Genomic DNA, 18,113 nt, shown 5'->3' with positions numbered 1-18,113 from the left:
AATGACCTGGTCGATCGTTGCCCGCGAGCCTGAAACCGGCCATCTCGCAATTGCCGTCGCCACCCGCTTCTTCGCGGTCGGTAGCCTTGTGCCGCATATCCGCGGCGGCATCGGCGCGGTCGCGACACAGGCCTTCGTCAGTCCGCTCTATGGTATTGACGGGGTCGCGATGCTTGCCGCCGGCCATGCGCCGGAGGAGATCATCACGACGTTGACCGCCCGCGACGAGGGCCGCGAGCAGCGCCAGTTCCACCTGATCGATGCCAAGGGCAACAATGCCGCCTTCACCGGTGCCAAATGCATCGACTGGGCCGGCCATCTGATAGACGAGAATGTCTCGGTTGCCGGCAATATGCTGGCCGGGCCGCAGGTGATCGCCGAGACGCTTTCGACCTTCAAGAAGACCAAGGGCAAGCCGCTTGCCGAGCGGTTGCTCGAAGCCATGCGCGCCGGCGAGGATGCGGGCGGCGACAAGCGCGGCAAGCAATCGGCAGCACTCGTGATCCATCGCGACCAGGACTATGCCTGGCTGAACATCCGCGTCGACGACAGCGCCGATCCGCTGACCGAGCTCGAACGGCTCTATGCCGTCGCGCAGGAGCGTTATCTCTATTTCGCCGAGACCATGGCGACGCGGCAAAACCCTGATGGCATGATCGATCGCCGCGAGATCGACGAGAAGATCGCAGCGCTGGAAGCCGCAAGGATTGCCGAGGGACGCCCGTCCGCATCTTTCGCCACATTACCGAAACTGTCTTGAGCGGAAACAGATGCCTGATACGATGCGCAAAATCATAAAGGGGAACTCATGACGACCACAGCCGCACAGCCGACGAATCCCGATGTAAAACCCGTCCTCTCCGTCTCCAACCTGACGACGTCCTTCCTGGCGGATGGCGAATGGCGGCCGGTGGTGAAGAACATCTCCTTCGATGTCATGCCGGGCGAGACGGTGGCGATCGTCGGTGAATCCGGCTCCGGCAAGAGTGTCACCTCGCTGTCGATCATGCGCCTGCTCGCCAAGGGTAGCAGCCGCATCGAGGGCTCGGTCAAGCTCAATGGCCGGGAGATCCTGTCGCTGCCGGACAATGAGATGCGCAAGGTGCGTGGTAAGGATATCGCCATGATCTTCCAGGAGCCGATGACCAGCCTCAATCCGATCTTCACCATCGGCCGGCAGATCTCCGAGGCGCTCACCTGCCACGGCGACATCTCCAAGGCGGAGGCCAAGGCCGAGACGATCCGCCTGCTCGAAAAAGTGCGCATCCCGAATGCCGCCTCGCGCTTCGACGAATATCCGCATCAGTTTTCCGGCGGCATGCGCCAGCGCGTCATGATTGCCATGGCGCTGGCCTCGCGTCCAAAACTGCTGATTGCCGACGAGCCGACGACGGCGCTCGACGTGACGATCCAGGGACAGATCCTCGATCTCATCAAGGTGCTGCAGGAGGAGGAAGGCATGTCCGTCCTCTTCATCACCCACGACATGGGCGTCGTCGCCGAGATTTCCGACCGCACCATCGTCATGTATCGTGGTGAAGCGGTGGAGGCCGGCAACACCGACGATATCTTCCATCGCGGCCAGCATCCCTATACCCGCGCTTTGCTTTCGGCCGTACCGCGCCTCGGCTCGATGAAGGATCAGGCCTGGCCGTTGCGCTTCCCGATCGTCGACATCAAAACCGGCGAGCGCAGCGAACCGGTCGCCCTTGCCGACACTGTCGATCATCGCAAGACGCCGATCCTCGAGGTGAAAAACCTTGTGACCCGTTTCAATCTTCATGGCGGGCTGCTGGGCCGCATCACCGGCGCCATCCATGCCGTCGAGAACGTTTCCTTCGATCTCGCCCAGGGCGAGACCCTGTCGCTGGTCGGCGAATCCGGCTGCGGCAAATCGACGACCGGCCGCTCGATCATGCGCCTCATCAATCCCAACGCCGGCGAAGTCCGCCTCGACGGCTATGACGTGATGAAGCTCGATGCGCTTGATCTGCGCCGCATGCGCCGCAGCATCCAGATGATCTTCCAGGACCCCTTCGCCAGCCTCAATCCGCGCATGACGATCGGCTCTGCCGTTGCCGAACCCTTCATCGAACATCGTCTCGGCACCCGCGCCCAGGGGCGCGAGAAGGCGGCCGACCTTCTGGAACGCGTCGGGCTGAAGGCGGATATGATGTCGCGTTACCCGCATGAGTTTTCGGGCGGACAGCGCCAGCGCATCTGCATTGCCCGCGCGCTCGCGCTCGACCCGAAGGTCATCGTCGCCGACGAAAGCGTCTCGGCTCTCGACGTTTCGATCAAGGCGCAGGTCTGCAACCTCCTGATGGACCTGCAGCAGAGCCTGAACCTTGCTTATCTCTTCATCTCGCACGACATGGCGGTGGTGGAACGCGTCAGCCATCGTGTCGCGGTGATGTATCTTGGAGAGATCGTCGAGATAGGTCCCCGCGCCTCGGTATTCGAAAACCCGCAGCATTCCTATACGAAGAAGCTGATGGCGGCCGTCCCCGTGCCCGATCCGGCCCGGCGCGGCATCAAGCGCAACCTTGCCGTCGAGGAGTTGAAAAGCCCGGTGCGGCCGGTCGGCTACATCACGCCGATGCGTCGGTATCGCGAGGTCACACATGGTCACCTCGTCCGGATGGACGAGGCCGCTTAAGCCGGATCTTGACCTTGACTTCATCGGAAGCAGGGGATGATATCCGCCCCTGTTTCAAGATGATTTGGAGTGATTGCGATGACCGACAGCGTACTCGATATTCCGGTAAAGAGGATCGACGGCAGCGAGACGACGCTCGCCGACTACAGCGGCAAAGTCATCATGGTCGTCAACGTCGCCTCCAAATGCGGGCTGACGGTGCAGTATGAGGGACTGGAAAAGCTCTACGAGGACAAGCGGGGTGACGGCCTTGTCATCGCCGGTTTCCCGGCCAACGACTTCAAGGGCCAAGAGCCGGGCACTGATGAGGATATCCTGAGCTTCTGCACCCTGACCTATGACGTGCAGTTCCCGATGTTTTCCAAGATCGTGGTGACGGGCGCAGAGCGGCATCCGCTCTACAACAGCCTGATCGGCTCCGGCGTCGAGATCACCGGCGATGGCCCGATGCGCGAGCGCCTCGCAAAGCACGGCCTTGAGACCGGGCAGGATGGCGGCGTCGTCTGGAACTTCGAAAAATTCCTGATCGGCCGCGACGGCAAGGTTGTCGCCCGCTTCGCGCCTGACGTCACGGCGGACGATCCTCGCCTGCTCTCCATTCTGGAAAAAGAGTTGGCTCGCGCCGACTGACAAATCGCATCGTCATTGATAGATATGGCTATTGATTCAATCGCTTACGCCTCGCCTTGATCGGCGGCGCGAAGAGCGCGTCGCTCCGCCACGTCATTGCTTACCCTCTCGGCCAGGAGTATCCTCAGGGGTCCGAATATTCGGACAGAACGCTGCATCAATTCTGGGAGGAGGATGTCGTGCGTGAACCTGATGTACAAAAACTCGATGCTTTGGTCGGGCGCTTGGTCGGCGATCTTGGCGCGGCGGTCTCCGGTGTACTGGTGACCCTTGGAGACCATTTGGGCCTGTTCAAGGCCATGGCGGATGGAACGCCGATGACCTCGGCGGAATTGGCCGACAAGACCGGCGTTAGGGAGCGCTACCTGCGCGAATGGCTGTCGGCACAAGCGGCGGCCGATTACGTCAGCTACGACGACAAGACCGAACGCTTCTACCTGACACCCGAACAGGCGATGGTATTTGCGGAGGAAAACAGTCCCGCCTTCTTCACCGGCGCTTTCGATGTCGTTCAATCCATGTGGCTCGACGAACCAAAAATCGCCAATGCTTTCAAGACCGGCAGCGGTCTTGGTTGGCATGAGCACAGCGCCTGCCTGTTTCGCGGCACGGAGCGTTTCTTCCGGCCGGGTTATAACAGCCATCTCGTCTCGGAATGGATACCGGCACTGAGTGGTATGCAAGAAAAGCTCGAAGCTGGCGCTGCCGTCGCCGATGTCGGCTGTGGCCATGGCGCCTCGACCATCCTGATGGCGCAAGCCTATCCGAACTCGACATTCTTCGGCTTCGACTATCACCTTCCCTCCATCGAGCGAGCGAAAGCGGCGGCCAAGGAGGCGGGCGTCGACGGACGGATCACCTTCGAGCAGGCGACAGCAAAGGACTTCCCGGCCGCCGGCTACGATCTTGTGGCGATGTTCGATTGCCTGCACGATATGGGCGATCCCGTCGGGGCCGGCAAACATGTCAAGGAAAGCCTTGCCGACGACGGCACCTGGATGATCGTCGAACCCTTTGCGCATGATTGCCTGAAGGACAACCTCAATCCGGTCGGCCGAGTCTTTTACGGTGCATCGACGATGATCTGCACGCCGGCCTCGCTGTCACAGGAAGTCGGGCTTGGTTTGGGCGCACAGGCTGGCGAGCTGAAACTGCGCAAGGTCGCCATGGATGCAGGATATTCGCATTTCCGCAAGGCGACCGAAACGCCGTTCAACATGGTCTTCGAAGTCAGGGCATGAACTTGCGTCTCGCGTGGTCGACCGCGCGAGACGCAGGCTATTGAACGAGACCAAGCACAACTCTTACGTTGTGTAGGGCACGGGGCGAGATCAATGATCTTCCGCAACGTTGAGGCAGCCATATGCGCTCGCGGGTATTGACTTACATAAAATCAACTTTAAAGTGCATTTACCGCACCTATCTACCGGGGAATATTATGGACAAATACACGAAAACCATTTTGACGGTCATCGCGGTGGCGTTGGTCGTTATCGCCGCTCAAAACACCATCACCCCGGCAAAGGCACGCGGCGACAATTGCGGCTCCTATATGGAGCCATGCTTCGTCAAAGTGCTGAACTGAGACGATCCGCCCTTTAAGCGCCTCAAAGCCAGGACCGGCGGTGATAATCCGCAGCCCCGGTCCCGGCAATCCATCAGGAGGCCGCGAGTTTACGCGCGGCTGCAATGGCGGTGCGGGCGCCGGTGCGCAGCTGCGCCGTTTCGGCGCCGGCGATGACCAGGTCGAGACCGAGCTTCAAATATTGTCCGGCGCGTTCGCCATCACCGCCGAAGGCGCAGATCAGCTTGCCATGGGCGCGGCAGCGCGCGAGCGCATGCCCCATCGCCTGATCGATCGCGGCACTGTCGGGGGCGAGCCGCGCGCCGTTTGATAGCGCGATGGAGAGATCAGCCGGCCCGACGAAAATGCCGTCGATACCATCGACAGTGAGAATCTCGTCGATGGCGTCAAGTGCCATGCGCGTCTCCACCATGGCGATGGTGACGGTCAGGCTGTTGCCACGCTGCAGATAATCATCAGGTGAAATGCCAAAATGGTTGAGGGCGAGCGACGGTCCCCAACTGCGCTCGCCGAGCGGCGGATATTTCGTCGCCTTGACCAGGGCGCGGGCGTCATCGGCGGAATTGATCATCGGCGCGATGATGCCGGAAGCGCCGGCATCCAGAAGTCGCGAGGCCGAGGCGAAATCACCGACGGGGATGCGCCCGATCGCCGGTTTGCCGGCGAGCCGCACCTGGGCGATACCATTGGCAGCCGACGCCATGTCCCACATGCCATGCTGCATATCGAGCACGACCGCGTCGAAATCCTCCTGCGACAGGTGATTGACAAGCAATGGGTCTGGTGTGCCGATCCAAGCAGAAATCATACCGCCATTTTCCCGGCGTTTCAGACGTCCGGCGAAACCGTCAATATCAATCGTCATGGTGATTTTCCTCAATAATTGCCAAGCCCGCTACGAGCGAGATGCCCCTCCAGGACCTTCTTCGACAGCACAAGCAAGGCCCTCATCCCAATCGACAATACTCAATTCCAGCGCCTCGGCTACCCCGAAAATACAACCGACGCCGCATGCCGCACGACGTGTCAAAACTGTAGACAGCACCGAGCCATCAAATTCGTAAAGAAAACTCACCAAAAATATTGCACGAAGGCGACGCTTGAGAAAATTTCGCCAGAAATCGCGAAGAAAGACCTTGACGGCTTATTCAATCGCCGTAATTTGTTCGAAAAATTGACGAATTGGCGACAATGGATATATCGACCTCTATTCCCCATACCCGGCAGATCACATCGCGCGCGGTATTGCGCGCCATCTTCGAAACCGCCCCCGTATCCCGCGCCGAACTGGCGCGGCTGACCGGGCTCTCGAAGCAAAGCATGTCCGAGATCGTGCGTGATCTGGAAGCAGAGGGCTGGCTCCGTGTCACTGGCCGTACCCAAGGCGCAGTCGGGCGAAGTGCGGTGACCTATGAGCTGGAGCCGCGCAAGGCCCTCGTCTTCGGCGCCGATGTCGGCGGCACCAAGATCCACGCGGCGCTGGCCGGCCTTACAGGCGATATCATCGAAGAGGCCATCGAGAGCACGGATGCGCGTGGCGGCGAACATGTCATCGAGCAGATCGCCCGCATGCATGAAGCACTGCTGCAAAAATCCGGCATTGCCGCGAAATCCGTGGCAATGGGCGCGATCGGCATCCCTGGCGCCATCCACCCGAAAACTCGGCGACTGGCGATGGTACCGAATATTCCCGGCCTGACCGAGCTGACCCTTGAGGATAGTCTCCGCGACAGGCTGGGGCACGACATCCTCATCGACAACGACGTCAACCTGGGCGCACTTGGCGAACAATGGCGTGGCGATGGCCGCAGCATCGATAATTTCGTCTTCGTGGCACTCGGCACCGGTATCGGCATGGGGATCGTCAACGAAGGCCGCCTCATCCGCGGTGCGCGCGGAGCAGCCGGCGAGATCTCCACGCTGCCGATCGGCGCCGATCCCTTCGATTCCCGCAGTTTTGCGGCCGGCGCGCTGGAATCGTCGATCGGCAGCATCGCCATCCGTGGTCGTTATGAAGCACTCGGTGGCACGCCCGGCCTCAGCGTGCGCGACATGTTCGAGCGCAAGGATGACCCGGTCGCCGCGATCGTGATCGACGAAGTGGCGCGTCTCGTCGCCACATCGCTCGTCGCCATCGCCGCCATTGTCGATCCGGAAAGGGTGATTTTCGGCGGTAGCGTCGGAGCCAGGCTCGAGCTGGTCGAGCGGATCATCTTCTATCTTTCGCGCTGCGTGCCGGTGCCGTTGACCTGCACCATTAGCCCGCTTGGCAGTAAGGCCGGCCTGATCGGCGCCATCGCCGCAGCACTTGACCGGTTCCGCGCAACACTGTTCGAAATTCCGGGACGCGGAGAGCACGGCAAGGCTTCCATGACGGAAAAAACATCGTAAAACGGCATATAGCGGCCGCGCGCTCGCGGAAGCGAATAGGACAGATAGAGGACATTGAGAGAGATGCAGCAGCGGGATTTTTTCAAGCCGGGCCGTTCGGTCGCCGTTTCCGACAGAGGCATGGCTGCGACCTCGCATCCTCTGGCAACCCTTGCCGCCGTCGACATCCTTCGCGCGGGCGGCAGCGCTGTGGATGCGGCAGTTGCCGCGGTTGCGCTGCAATCCGTCATCGACCCGCATATGACCGGCATCGGCGGCGACTGCTTCGCTCTCTATAGTGCCGCCGGTGGTGTGCCGGTGGCACTCAACGGATCCGGTCGCGCGCCGCAAAAGGCAAAGCTCGACTATTTCCTCGAAAAGGGCTTCACCGCCATTCCCGACGATAGCCCGCACGCGGTTACGATCCCCGGCGCCATCGATGCCTGGTGCCGGCTAGTTGGCACTTATGGGCGTTTCGACATGGGTCGCGTACTCGCACCGGCGATCGCGGCGGCCGAAGAGGGCTATTGCATCACGCCGCGCGTCGAGCTCGACTGGCACCGCTACAGCGACCGCGTTGCGAAACACGCGGCTTCGGCCGCCTATTTCCTGCCGCATGGCCGCGCGCCACGGACCGGCGAACGCATGACCAACCCGGCGCTCGCCGCCACGCTGAAAGCCGTCGCCAGGGACGGTCGCGACGCCTTCTATCGCGGTAAGGTGGCCGAGGAGATCACCCAGGTTCTGCAATCGCTCGGCGGCTTGCATGAAGAAAGCGATTTCGCCGACTATAAGGCATTCGAGACCACGCCGATTTCCGGCAAGTTCCGCGGCAGCGATCTCGTAGAATGCCCACCGAACGGCCAGGGCCTTGCGGCGCTGTTGATCACCCGCATCCTCGACGGCTTTGATCTGCGCGACCCCAAGCTCTCGGAGGCCGATCGTATTCATCTGCACGCCGAAGCCACCAAGGCCGGTTACGCCATGCGCGACCAGTTGATCAGCGATCCGGACTATCTGACCTTCGATATCGATGAACTACTGTCGGACCGCTCGATTGCCGCCATGCGTGCGAAGATCAGCCTTGAACGCGCCGCCGATGCCTCCGTGTGGGATGGCCCGACGCACAGGGACACGGTTTATGTTTCCGTCGTCGATCGCGACGGCAATGCGATTTCGCTGATCAACTCGGTCTTCATGCCTTTCGGCAGCGGCATCTTTGCGCCACGCTCCGGCGTGCTGCTGCAGAACCGCGGCGCGGGCTTCGTCGTCAAGCAAGGTCATCCAAACGCCATCGGCCCCGGCAAGCTGCCCTTCCACACCATCATCCCGGCGATGCTGATGGAGAATGGCAAGGTGCGTATGAGCTTCGGCGTCATGGGCGGGCAATATCAGGCGGCCGGCCATGCCCACATGCTGACGCAGATCCTCGACCGCGATCTCGATCCGCAACAAGCAAGCGACCAGCCACGCAGCTTCTGCTTCGGCGGCAAGCTGTCACTGGAACCGACGATTTCGGAAGAAACCAGGCGGGATCTCGAACGACGCGGCCATATCGCCGAATGGGCGGACGAACCGATCGGCGGCGCGCAGGCGATCATGATCGATCACGAACGCGGCGTCCTCCTCGGCGCCTCGGATCATCGCAAGGATGGCGTGGCGCTTGGGTATTGAGTTTGACGGAGGATATCACGGTAATTTCGTGTTGAGCTTGCGCCTGATCGACGACGTGCATCACGAACGCGGCTGTCGCCCCGCACAAACCAACTTCAGATATTTTGACTTGCCCAGTGCGGGTTGCTCTCATTGCCTGATAGCGCCGCACTGAGCCCACAGTACGGGGTCGAGCAGCGCACGAATCGCTTCTCCATAGTAGAATTATCTCCTTCGCCATTGCGGTGACGAAGGAGATAATTCCGAGCCTCCCCCAAAAGGCTCAAATCACTTTGGTCCTATACCGGACAAAAGTACATATATTCGGCTGAATTAAATTGAATTCGGCGCATAAAGCTACATAACACGATCGCCGGCAAAAATTTTTACTACAGGATGCCAGCAAGAAACCGCAGGTTTTTCATCTAAGTTACTTTGCTTTCTGGCATATGGCGATTTATGACTGCAATCTCGCGAGACGCTTAGACCAAGCGAGCTCAAACGTCGTCCGAGAATTTCACACTAGCGGCGGCCCTTGTCTCGAGACATTTTTTATGTCCGATATCGTGCGGAGACTCCACGCCAGCTTGCGCATTTTTTTCGATAAACATAAATCGAACACTATCAGAGACTAGGATTATTGATCGGCTGCAGACTTTGATGGCGCGGCCGACTGGGAGACCCGATTGCTCTTGCCCTTACGAGGAGAGAGCATGTCCCCACCTAAAAAATCAGACATTCGCAATACGCTTTTAAGGTGCCTTTCCGATCAGGATTTCGATCATATTGCGCGTCATCTGGAGAGCATTGATCTTCCAAAACGCTTCATGATCACAACGCCTGATAGGATCAGCGACTATATTTATTTTCTCGAAACAGGGATCGGATCGGTCGTTGTACGCGCGCCCGACGGCAAGAGCGCCGAGATAGGCATCTTCGGTCGCGAGGGGTTTTCCCCCACCGTTGCCCTTCAAGGGGCCGACTCAGCACCCTTCTCGATATTCATGCAGGTTGCCGGCGCAGGATACCGCATCCAGAACGCCCACATCATGGCGGCGGCTAGTGATCGGCTTGAGATGCGCAATCTGTTTTTGAGATACGTCCAGGCTGCATCAATTCAAACGGCCTATACCGCCTTTTCGAACGCGGCAGACCAGATCGAGCAACGCTTGGCGCGTTGGCTTTTGATGTGCCACGATCGCACCGACGGAGACAAGATCGACCTTACCCATGACTTTCTTGCCGTCATGCTTGCCGTCCGTCGGCAAAGCGTCACGACGACCCTGCACGTTCTTGAGGGAAAGCACCTTGTCCTCTCCCAACGAGGCTTCGTCACGATTAGAGATCGCGTCGGCCTGGAGGCCCTTGCAGGAAGCTCCTATGGTGTGCCGGAACGTGAATACCGAAGGCTGATCAGCCAGACCGTTTGAATCGGGCGAAAATCTCCCCGGCGTTTGACCTGTCTGCAACCCCACCACCTACGGCGGAAGCCTCGTTGCTCTCTAGCTACGCTTCTATTAGAAGATACCGGACTGGTTCTCGTTCTACGAACTCGGCCTGTACGTGTCTCAGAACATGGCGTTGGCCGGCGAACGGAACCATGCCGAACGCAGCTTCGAAGGAAACCCAGCGAAATTCGCTATGCTCATGATTTATCGTGACGGCTGAGTTGGCTTCCACGAAACCAATAAAGACGGGCAGCATGCTGATGGCATCGCGGTCGGATTCGTAAAACTGCTCGCAGATGTCGGCCGAGTAGAGGCGACTGCATTTTATGCCGGTCTCTTCCCACACTTCGCGAAGTGCAGCCTCCCAGGCCTTCTCGCCCTCTTCAATGCCCCCGACAACCTGACACCATTCTCCCACCAGGGTGTGATTTCTGCGAAGCAGCAACACCTCTGCTTCATCTCCAACGCGGCGTAAAAGCACCACGGAGACAGCAAAACACCGGATCGGGATTTCAGCCATCAGCAATCTCGTCCTTCAAATGAGAAATGTCAGCCAGACGATAGCAGAATGCCCTTGAGTGATCACCTTGCTGCAAATTGGGCGGACCCGCGATCAACCAGCTGACGAGATCTCTCAGATAATCCCGCCGCTCCCGCCAACGGAAGCCGGACGCTCGTTCGCAACTTTCTTCCGATAACCACTCGCGCGATAAGCCGCGACCGGATCGATGGCGCCGCCGGTGCGGCGGCGGGCTTCGGCGAGGATCGGCTCGACATCGGCGCGATAGGCGCGCTTCAGCGTTTCGGACGCCATCAGCGCGTCGTTGGTATCCTGATATCCCGCCAGCGCCTTGCGGTCGACGATCAGCGCCTGGGCGTAGGCACGGCGGATTTCGTTGGCGCTGGAAATCAGGCTTTCGATCGGATCGGTGACGTTGTGTGACTGGTCGATCATATGCGCCGGATTGAAGTCGTTGACGCCGCGTTGCTCCGCGTCGATCAATTCGTTGAAGACGAGGAACAAGCGGTAGGGCTCGATCGCACCGGCGTCGAGATCGTCGTCGCCATATTTGGAATCGTTGAAGTGGAAGCCGCCGAGCTTGCCGAACTGGATGAGGCGGGCGACGATCATCTCGATATTCGTATTCGGCGCGTGATGACCGAGATCAACGAGGCACTGGGCTTTCGGGCCGAGCGTCTGCGCGATCAGGTAGTTGGTGCCCCAGTCCTGCACGACGCTGGAATAGAAGGCCGGCTCATACATCTTGTGTTCGGAAAACAGCCGCCAGTCGTCCGGCAGCGCCTTGTAAATGTCCGCCATGGCGGTGAGGTAGCGCTCGAACGCCCTGGTGAAATTGCTCTGGCCGGGGAAATTCGAGCCGTCGCCGACCCAGACGGTCAGCGCCTTCGAACCGATAGCCTTGCCGATCTCGATGCATTCGAGATTGTGCTCCACCGCCTGGGCGCGGGTTGCCGCGTCGACATGGCTGAGCGAGCCGTATTTGTAGGAATGCGCCTGGCCGGGGGCATCGGAGAAAGTATTGGAGTTCATGGCGTCGAAGCCGAGGCCGAGCGCATCGCCCTTTGCCCTCAGTTCCCTGGCATCCGCCTTGTCCCAGGGGATATGCAGAGAAACGGTCGGCGTTGCCCGCGTCAACTGGTTGATGACGGCGCAATCGTCGAGCTTGTCGAAAATGCCGCGCGGTTCGCCCGTACCGGGGAAGCGAGCGAAACGCGTGCCACCCGTGCCGACGCCCCAGGAGGGAATGGCAACGAAAAATTCGGAGACCCTCTTCGTGACGGTCTCGATATCGACACCGCGACGGGCAAGTGTCGTGCCCAATGCCTCGTAATCGGATGTCAACGCGGCGGCGCGCTTGTCATTTTCAGCAGCGACCAGATCCGGCGCAATTCTAAAATCAGTCATTCTTTCCTCCCAAAAAGCGAAGGCTCACGCCGGCATTCGTCCCGGCCGGCGCAAGCCGAATGATATCAGCGCGTGAAGCTCTGCGCGTTGCCGGCGTCGACGTTGATGATATTGCCAGTCGACTTGGCGGAAAGGTCCGAAGCCAGGAAATAGATCGCCTCGGCAATATCCTCCGGGAAGACATTGAGCTTCAGCATGGAGCGCTTGCGGTAATGTTCCTCCAGATCGTCCACCTCGATCTTCGATGAGGCGGCACGCTGTTCGCGCCATTCGCCGTTCCAGATCTTCGAGCCGCGCAGGACGGCATCGGGATTGACCGTGTTGACCCGAATGCCTGCATCCGCGCCTTCGAGCGCCAGGCAGCGCGCCAGATGGATTTCGGCGGCCTTGGCGGTGCAATAGGCGGCGGCGTTCGGCGACGAGGCCAGACCATTTTTCGACGCGACGAACACGACATTGCCGCCGATGTTCTGGCGGCGGAAGAGCCGGAAGGCCTCGCGCGAGACAAGGAAATAGCCGGTGGCTAGAATGTCGATATTGCGGTTCCACATCGAAAGCTCCGTGCTTTCGATCGGCGCGGAGGAAGCAATGCCGGCATTGGAGACGAGGATGTCAATGCCGCCGAACTCGACACAGGCGTCGGCGAAGGAGGAAATGACACCCTCTTCCTTGGTCACATCGAGCCTGACGCTGCGCACCGCGTCGGCGCCGTATTTCTTGGCGAAATCCGCCTGCGTGTTCTCAAGCGCCGCCTGATCGATATCCGCCAGCACGACGCAGGCGCCCTCATCCACCAGACGCGCTGCCGTGGCGCGACCGATGCCGCCGGCACCGCCGGTGACGAAGGCAACGCGGCCGGCCAGGCTCTTCGGCTTCGGCATACGCTGCAGCTTTGCCTCTTCCAGCAACCAGTATTCGATATCGAAAGCTTCCTGCTCTGGTAGGCCCTGATATTCGGAGACGGTGGAAGCACCGCGCATGACGTTGATGGCGTTGACGTAAAACTCGCCGGCAATGCGCGCCGTCGCCTTGTCGCGGGCAAAGGACAGCAGGCCGACGCCCGGCACCAGGAAGATCACCGGATTGGGATCGCGCATGGCGGGCGAATTGTCGTGCTTGCAGTCGTTATAGTAACGCGCGTAATCGGCGCGATAATCTTCCAGTGCCTTGTCGAGACCGGCGATAATGGCATCGACATCCGGCTTGGCCGGATCGAAATCGACGATCAGCGGGCGGATCTTGGTACGCAGGAAATGGTCCGGGCAGCTAGTACCAAGCGCACCGAGCGGACGGAGATTCTTCGAATTGACGAATTCGAGCACGGCATCCTGATCGTCGAAATGACCAAGCTTGCGCTCCGCCTTGCCGATACGTCCGCGGATTTCCGGCATCAGTTTGGCGGCAATCGCGCGGCGCTCTGCTTCAGGCAGGCTCTGGACCAAGGCACCACCGAAGATGGTCTTGCCTTCGGTCTTTGCAGCAAACCATTGAATGGCCTTGTTGATGATCGCAAGCGTCAGCTCGTAGCAATCCTTGGCATCGTTGGCCCAGGTGAAGAGACCATGGCTTTCGAGTACGACGCCCTTGGCATTCGGGTGCGCCTTGACGAAGGCTTCGAGATCGAGGCCGAGCTGGAGGCCGGGGCGACGCCAGGGCAGCCAGCCGATGTCGTCGCCGAAGATTTCGCGGGTCAACTCGCGGGAATTCTCGGCAGCGGCAATCGCGATGATCGCGTCGGGGTGCATATGGTCGACATGGGTGAAAGGCACGAAACCGTGCAGTGGCGTATCGATGGAGGCGGCGCGACCATTGAGGTTGTAGGTGCAATGCGGCAGGAAGCCGACCATGCGGTCCTCGTCGGCAACACCCTTGTAGATACCCTTGAGGCTGTCGAGCTTGTCCTGATAGAGCGTAGCGAAACCGTCGAGCTTGATGGTGCCGACGTCGCCGCCGGAACCCTTGACCCAGAGGATCTTGACCTTCTCGCCGGTCAACGGGTCGGTTTCCATGACCTTGGCCGACGTGTTGCCGCCACCATAATTGGTGATACGCTTATCCGCGCCAAGCAGATTGGAGCGGTAGAGCAACTTGCCCGGCTCGTCGAGCTTGGCCGCGTAGGCGTCATCCCAACGATTGTCCAGAAGTCGAACCTCAGCCGTCATGTCATCCTCCCATGGAATCATCATTTGCGAGCGCACCGAAACCACGGCGCCGCCCCGTTACGATCAGGATATCGCTCACAGAGAGTCACTTTGTCAATCGAAAACGATCATATTTGATAGTGTTGCGATGCAATATGAAAGTTTGTGATCGTTTATGATTGACACCCTGCCATATTTACGGAATAACCCCAACAAGGAGGAACCGATGCACGAACGCGAACGCCATCGCATCATTTTGAGCGCCGTACAGGAAAAACCTGTCGTGACAATTCAGGATATTTCTGAATTGACCGAGGCCTCCGAAGCGACGATCCGCCGTGATATCGCGGCCCTGCATGTGCAGGGAAAGATCCGGCGCGTGCGCGGCGGCGCCGAATCCATCCACCCCCCACAGCTCGGCAATCTGGCCGGCCGGCCCTTCCGCGTTTCGGAAGGCGTCAATATCGATAAGAAACGCGCAATAGCGCGCAAAGCCGCCGAATTGTGCAATCCGGGCGACGCCATCATCATCAATGGTGGCACGACGACATTCCAGCTCGTGCATTACATCTCGGGCTTCCGGCTGCAGGTGATGACCAATTCCTTCGCGATCGCCGAACATCTGGTCAAGCATTCAAAAAATACGGTGACGGTTCCGGGCGGCGCGATCTATCGCGAACAAAGCCTGATCCTGTCGCCCTTCGACAACGACACGACGCGGAATTTCTACGCGCGTCGCATGTTCATCGGCGCGCAGGGCGTCGGCCCGCTCGGCCTCATGGAAGCGGACGCGCTGCTGATCCAGAGCGAGCAGAAGCTGATGCGCCAAGCCGACGAGATGGTTGTCATGGTCGATTCCAGCAAATTCAAGCAGCGGTCCAGCCTGATCCTGTGCCCGCTCGAACAGGTGACAACCATCATCACCGACGACGGCATTTCGGCGGAAACCGTAAGGATGATCGAGGATGCGGGCGTATCCCTGATCATAACAAGCGTTTCGGCGCAGGCCGAAGAGGAGGATTCCCCATCAGTCGCGTGAGGTTCGCGGCTGTTGCGGAGTGAGCATAGCCTATCAACTTTGGGAGGAAGAGACATGAATATTGCAAAGAAACTGGCGGTTGGCGTAGCGCTCGCCGCAGCACTTATGGCCGGCACGGCCAGTGCGAAGGACATCAAGATCGGCCTCGTGGTGAAGTCGCTCGGCAACGGCTTCTTCGAAGCGGCCAACAAGGGCGCACAGGAAGCCGCCAAGGAACTCGGCGGCGTCCAGGTGATCTACACCGGCCCGACCTCGACGACGGCCGAAGGCCAGATCGAAGTCATCAACTCGCTGATCGCACAGGGCGTCGACGCGATCGCCATCTCCGCCAACGATCCGGACGCCGTCGTCCCTGCCCTCAAGAAGGCAACACAGCGCGGCATCAAGGTCATTTCCTGGGATTCTGGCGTCGCAAAGGCAGGCCGCATCCTGCAGTTGAACCCGTCCTCCAACGCGCTGATCGGCAAGATGTGCCTGACGCTCGCCAAGGATCATCTTGATGGCGGCAAGGGCGATTTCGCCATTCTGTCGGCCACCACCACCTCGACCAACCAGAACATCTGGATCGGCGAGATGAAAAAGCAGCTGAAGGACTTCGCAGGCCTCAATCTCGTCACCACCGTCTACGGCGACGACCTCTCGGATAAGAGCTACCGCGAGGCCCAGGGCCTCCTGACCTCGCATCCGGAAGTCAAGGTCATCGTCGCTCCGACGACCGTCGGCGTGCTCGCCGCCTCGCAGGCCGTCAAGGACGCCGGCAAGATCGGTAAGGTCTACGTGACCGGTCTTGGCCTGCCGTCCGAAATGGCCGGCGCCATCAAGTCGGGCGCGACGAAGGAATTCGCGATCTGGAACCCGATCGACCTCGGCTATTCGGCAACGCAGATCGCTTATCGCCTCGTCAAGGGTGAGACCACCGGCAAGCCGGGCAGCGAGATCAATGCCGGCCGCATGGGCAAGATCAAGGTCGGCGAAGACAGCGAAGCCGCCATGGCCGACCCCTTCGTCTACAACGCTACGAATATCGATCAGTTCTCCAAGGTTTTCTGATCGAAGCCTCGTTCGCAATGCACCGGCGGCCTCGGCCGCCGGACTTGGTTTCACCCTATCCGGTATATTGCTGATGACCACAGTCCTTCAACGACCCGCCACAGGTATGCCAATGGTGGACAGTACAGCCATTCTGGAAATGCGCAGCATTTCGCAGATCTTTCCCGGCGTGAAGGCGCTCGACGGCGTCAGCATCTCGCTCTATCCCGGCAAGGTCACCGCGCTCATCGGCGAAAACGGCGCCGGCAAATCGACGCTTGTCAAGATTCTCACCGGCATCTATCGCCCGAACGAAGGTGAAGTCCTCGTCGACGGCAAGTCGATCACGTTTCATAACGCCCAGGCCGCAATCGATGCCGGCGTCACCGCCATTCACCAGGAAACCGTGCTTTTCGATGAGCTGACGGTTGCCGAAAACATCTTTCTCGGCCACGCGCCACGCACGAAATTCCGCACCATCGACTGGAAGACGATGAACAGCCGCGCAAGGCTGCTGCTGGAATCGCTCGAAAGCACCATCGATCCGTCGATCCGCCTGAAGGACCTTTCCATCGCGCAGCGCCATCTTGTGGCGATCGCCCGCGCCCTGTCGATCGAGGCCCGCATCGTCATCATGGACGAGCCGACCGCGGCTCTCTCCCGCAAGGAGATCGACGATCTCTTCCGCATCGTCGGCAACCTGAAGGCCCAGGGCAAAGCCATCCTCTTCATCAGCCACAAATTCGATGAAGTCTATGAAATCGCCGACAATTTCGTCGTCTTTCGTGACGGCCGCGCTGTCGGTCATGGCCGGCTGAAGGAAACGCCGCAGGATGAGATCGTCCGCATGATGGTCGGCCGAGACGTCAAGGATGCATTTCCGAAGGTGCCGGTCACCATCGGCGACACCGTGCTCGAAGTTGCGAATTATTGCCACCGCACCGAATTCCGCGACATTTCCTTCAAGCTCCGTCGTGGCGAAATCCTCGGCGTCTACGGCCTGATCGGCGCTGGCCGCTCCGAGCTCTGTCAGTCCCTTTTCGGCATCACCCGGCCGCTCTCCGGCAAGCTGACGCTGAACGGCGAGGACATCCGTATCCACTCGCCGCAGGACGCCATCCGCGCCGGTATCGTCTATGTCCCGGAGGAGCGCGGCCGCCACGGCCTGGCGCTGCCGATGCCGATCTATCAGAACATGTCGCTGCCCTCGCTCGGGCGCACCTCGCGCAAGGGCTTCCTGAAGGCAGCCGACGAATTCGCACTCGCCCGCAAATATGCCGAGCGACTGGATCTGCGCGCCGCAGCCCTTTCCGTGCCGGTCGGCACGTTGTCCGGCGGCAACCAGCAGAAGGTGGTGATCGGCAAATGGCTGGCAACCCAGCCAAAGATCATCATCCTCGACGAGCCGACCAAGGGCATCGACATCGGCTCAAAGGCCGCCGTTCACGGCTTTATCAGCGAACTGGCGGCCGAGGGCCTCAGCATCATCATGATCTCCTCCGAACTGCCGGAGATTCTCGGCATGTCGGACCGGGTGCTGGTGATGAAGGAGGGACTTTCGGCCGGTCTGTTCGACCGCGACGGGCTGACACCGGAAACGCTGGTGCGCGCCGCCACGGGCAATGCATAGGG

Annotated in this window: 15 protein-coding genes; 11 read left to right on the top strand and 4 right to left on the bottom strand. The window is 60.0% G+C overall.

Translation table 11 applies throughout. From position 1 onward, the window contains the following. Nucleotide 1 precedes the first annotated feature (1 nt). From EX00_RS25425 to EX00_RS31805, 5 genes are all read left to right on the top strand, one after another. Nucleotides 2-760, top strand: coding sequence for a DUF1028 domain-containing protein (locus tag EX00_RS25425; RefSeq protein ID WP_047464190.1), 759 nt, complete (start codon nucleotides 2-4; stop codon nucleotides 758-760). A 48-nt stretch (nucleotides 761-808) separates the two neighbouring features. Beyond that, nucleotides 809-2,659 (top strand): ABC transporter ATP-binding protein, encoded by a 1,851-nt coding sequence (locus EX00_RS25420; RefSeq protein ID WP_047464188.1) that lies wholly within the window; start codon nucleotides 809-811, stop codon nucleotides 2,657-2,659. Nucleotides 2,660-2,737: 78 nt separating this feature from the next. Further along, nucleotides 2,738-3,289 (top strand): glutathione peroxidase, encoded by a 552-nt coding sequence (locus tag EX00_RS25415; protein WP_047464186.1) that lies wholly within the window; start codon nucleotides 2,738-2,740, stop codon nucleotides 3,287-3,289. 179 nt (nucleotides 3,290-3,468) lie between these two features. Beyond that, on the top strand, nucleotides 3,469-4,530 hold the full coding sequence (locus EX00_RS25410) for a class I SAM-dependent methyltransferase (protein WP_047464520.1): 1,062 nt from the start codon (nucleotides 3,469-3,471) through the stop codon (nucleotides 4,528-4,530). 197 nt (nucleotides 4,531-4,727) lie between these two features. Then, complete coding sequence (locus EX00_RS31805; protein ID WP_047464184.1) at nucleotides 4,728-4,874, top strand: hypothetical protein; 147 nt, start codon at nucleotides 4,728-4,730, stop codon at nucleotides 4,872-4,874. 73 nt (nucleotides 4,875-4,947) lie between these two features. On the opposite strand, the gene EX00_RS25400 is transcribed toward EX00_RS31805, so the two are convergent. Beyond that, the gene (locus tag EX00_RS25400; RefSeq protein WP_047464181.1) at nucleotides 4,948-5,739 is read right to left on the bottom strand and encodes an HpcH/HpaI aldolase family protein; all 792 of its coding nucleotides are present in this window, start codon (nucleotides 5,737-5,739) and stop codon (nucleotides 4,948-4,950) included. A gap of 326 nt (nucleotides 5,740-6,065) precedes the next feature. On the opposite strand from EX00_RS25400, the gene EX00_RS25395 reads away from it, so the two are divergent. The 3 genes from EX00_RS25395 (at nucleotide 6,066) to EX00_RS25385 (ending at nucleotide 10,327) form a co-directional block, all read left to right on the top strand. Beyond that, nucleotides 6,066-7,265, top strand: coding sequence for an ROK family transcriptional regulator (locus tag EX00_RS25395; RefSeq protein ID WP_047464179.1), 1,200 nt, complete (start codon nucleotides 6,066-6,068; stop codon nucleotides 7,263-7,265). A gap of 63 nt (nucleotides 7,266-7,328) precedes the next feature. Further along, nucleotides 7,329-8,918 carry a gamma-glutamyltransferase gene (gene ggt / locus EX00_RS25390; RefSeq protein ID WP_047464177.1) on the top strand — a complete coding sequence of 530 codons (1,590 nt, stop codon included), beginning with the start codon at nucleotides 7,329-7,331 and terminating at the stop codon, nucleotides 8,916-8,918. Nucleotides 8,919-9,583: 665 nt separating this feature from the next. Further along, complete coding sequence (locus EX00_RS25385; RefSeq protein WP_309546373.1) at nucleotides 9,584-10,327, top strand: Crp/Fnr family transcriptional regulator; 744 nt, start codon at nucleotides 9,584-9,586, stop codon at nucleotides 10,325-10,327. Nucleotides 10,328-10,403: 76 nt separating this feature from the next. Here the strand turns inward: EX00_RS25385 and EX00_RS25380 are convergent, their stop codons facing one another. The 3 genes from EX00_RS25380 to EX00_RS25370 form a co-directional block, all read right to left on the bottom strand. Then, nucleotides 10,404-10,865 carry an NUDIX hydrolase gene (locus EX00_RS25380; protein ID WP_047464174.1) on the bottom strand — a complete coding sequence of 154 codons (462 nt, stop codon included), beginning with the start codon at nucleotides 10,863-10,865 and terminating at the stop codon, nucleotides 10,404-10,406. Nucleotides 10,866-10,979: 114 nt separating this feature from the next. Then, on the bottom strand, nucleotides 10,980-12,272 hold the full coding sequence (gene rhaI / locus EX00_RS25375; protein ID WP_047464173.1) for an L-rhamnose catabolism isomerase: 1,293 nt from the start codon (nucleotides 12,270-12,272) through the stop codon (nucleotides 10,980-10,982). Between the two features lie 65 nt (nucleotides 12,273-12,337). After that, nucleotides 12,338-14,434 (bottom strand): bifunctional rhamnulose-1-phosphate aldolase/short-chain dehydrogenase, encoded by a 2,097-nt coding sequence (locus EX00_RS25370; RefSeq protein ID WP_047464172.1) that lies wholly within the window; start codon nucleotides 14,432-14,434, stop codon nucleotides 12,338-12,340. A 205-nt stretch (nucleotides 14,435-14,639) separates the two neighbouring features. Between EX00_RS25370 and EX00_RS25365 the strand changes: the two genes are divergently transcribed. The 3 genes from EX00_RS25365 (at nucleotide 14,640) to EX00_RS25355 (ending at nucleotide 18,111) form a co-directional block, all read left to right on the top strand. Beyond that, the gene (locus EX00_RS25365; protein WP_047464171.1) at nucleotides 14,640-15,452 is read left to right on the top strand and encodes a DeoR/GlpR family DNA-binding transcription regulator; all 813 of its coding nucleotides are present in this window, start codon (nucleotides 14,640-14,642) and stop codon (nucleotides 15,450-15,452) included. Nucleotides 15,453-15,506: 54 nt separating this feature from the next. Beyond that, nucleotides 15,507-16,502 carry a rhamnose ABC transporter substrate-binding protein gene (rhaS, locus tag EX00_RS25360; protein WP_047464170.1) on the top strand — a complete coding sequence of 332 codons (996 nt, stop codon included), beginning with the start codon at nucleotides 15,507-15,509 and terminating at the stop codon, nucleotides 16,500-16,502. Between the two features lie 73 nt (nucleotides 16,503-16,575). Beyond that, entirely contained in the window at nucleotides 16,576-18,111 is a 1,536-nt protein-coding gene (locus tag EX00_RS25355) for a sugar ABC transporter ATP-binding protein (RefSeq protein WP_047464169.1), read from the top strand. Nucleotides 18,112-18,113: the final 2 nt, after the last annotated feature.

This window comes from Martinezella rhizogenes, from assembly GCF_000799715.1.
Taxonomy (GTDB): Bacteria; Pseudomonadota; Alphaproteobacteria; order Rhizobiales; family Rhizobiaceae; genus Rhizobium; species Rhizobium rhizogenes_C.
The sequence above is the reverse complement of the archived record's forward strand: the minus strand, read 5'-3'. Positions and strand labels throughout refer to the sequence as shown.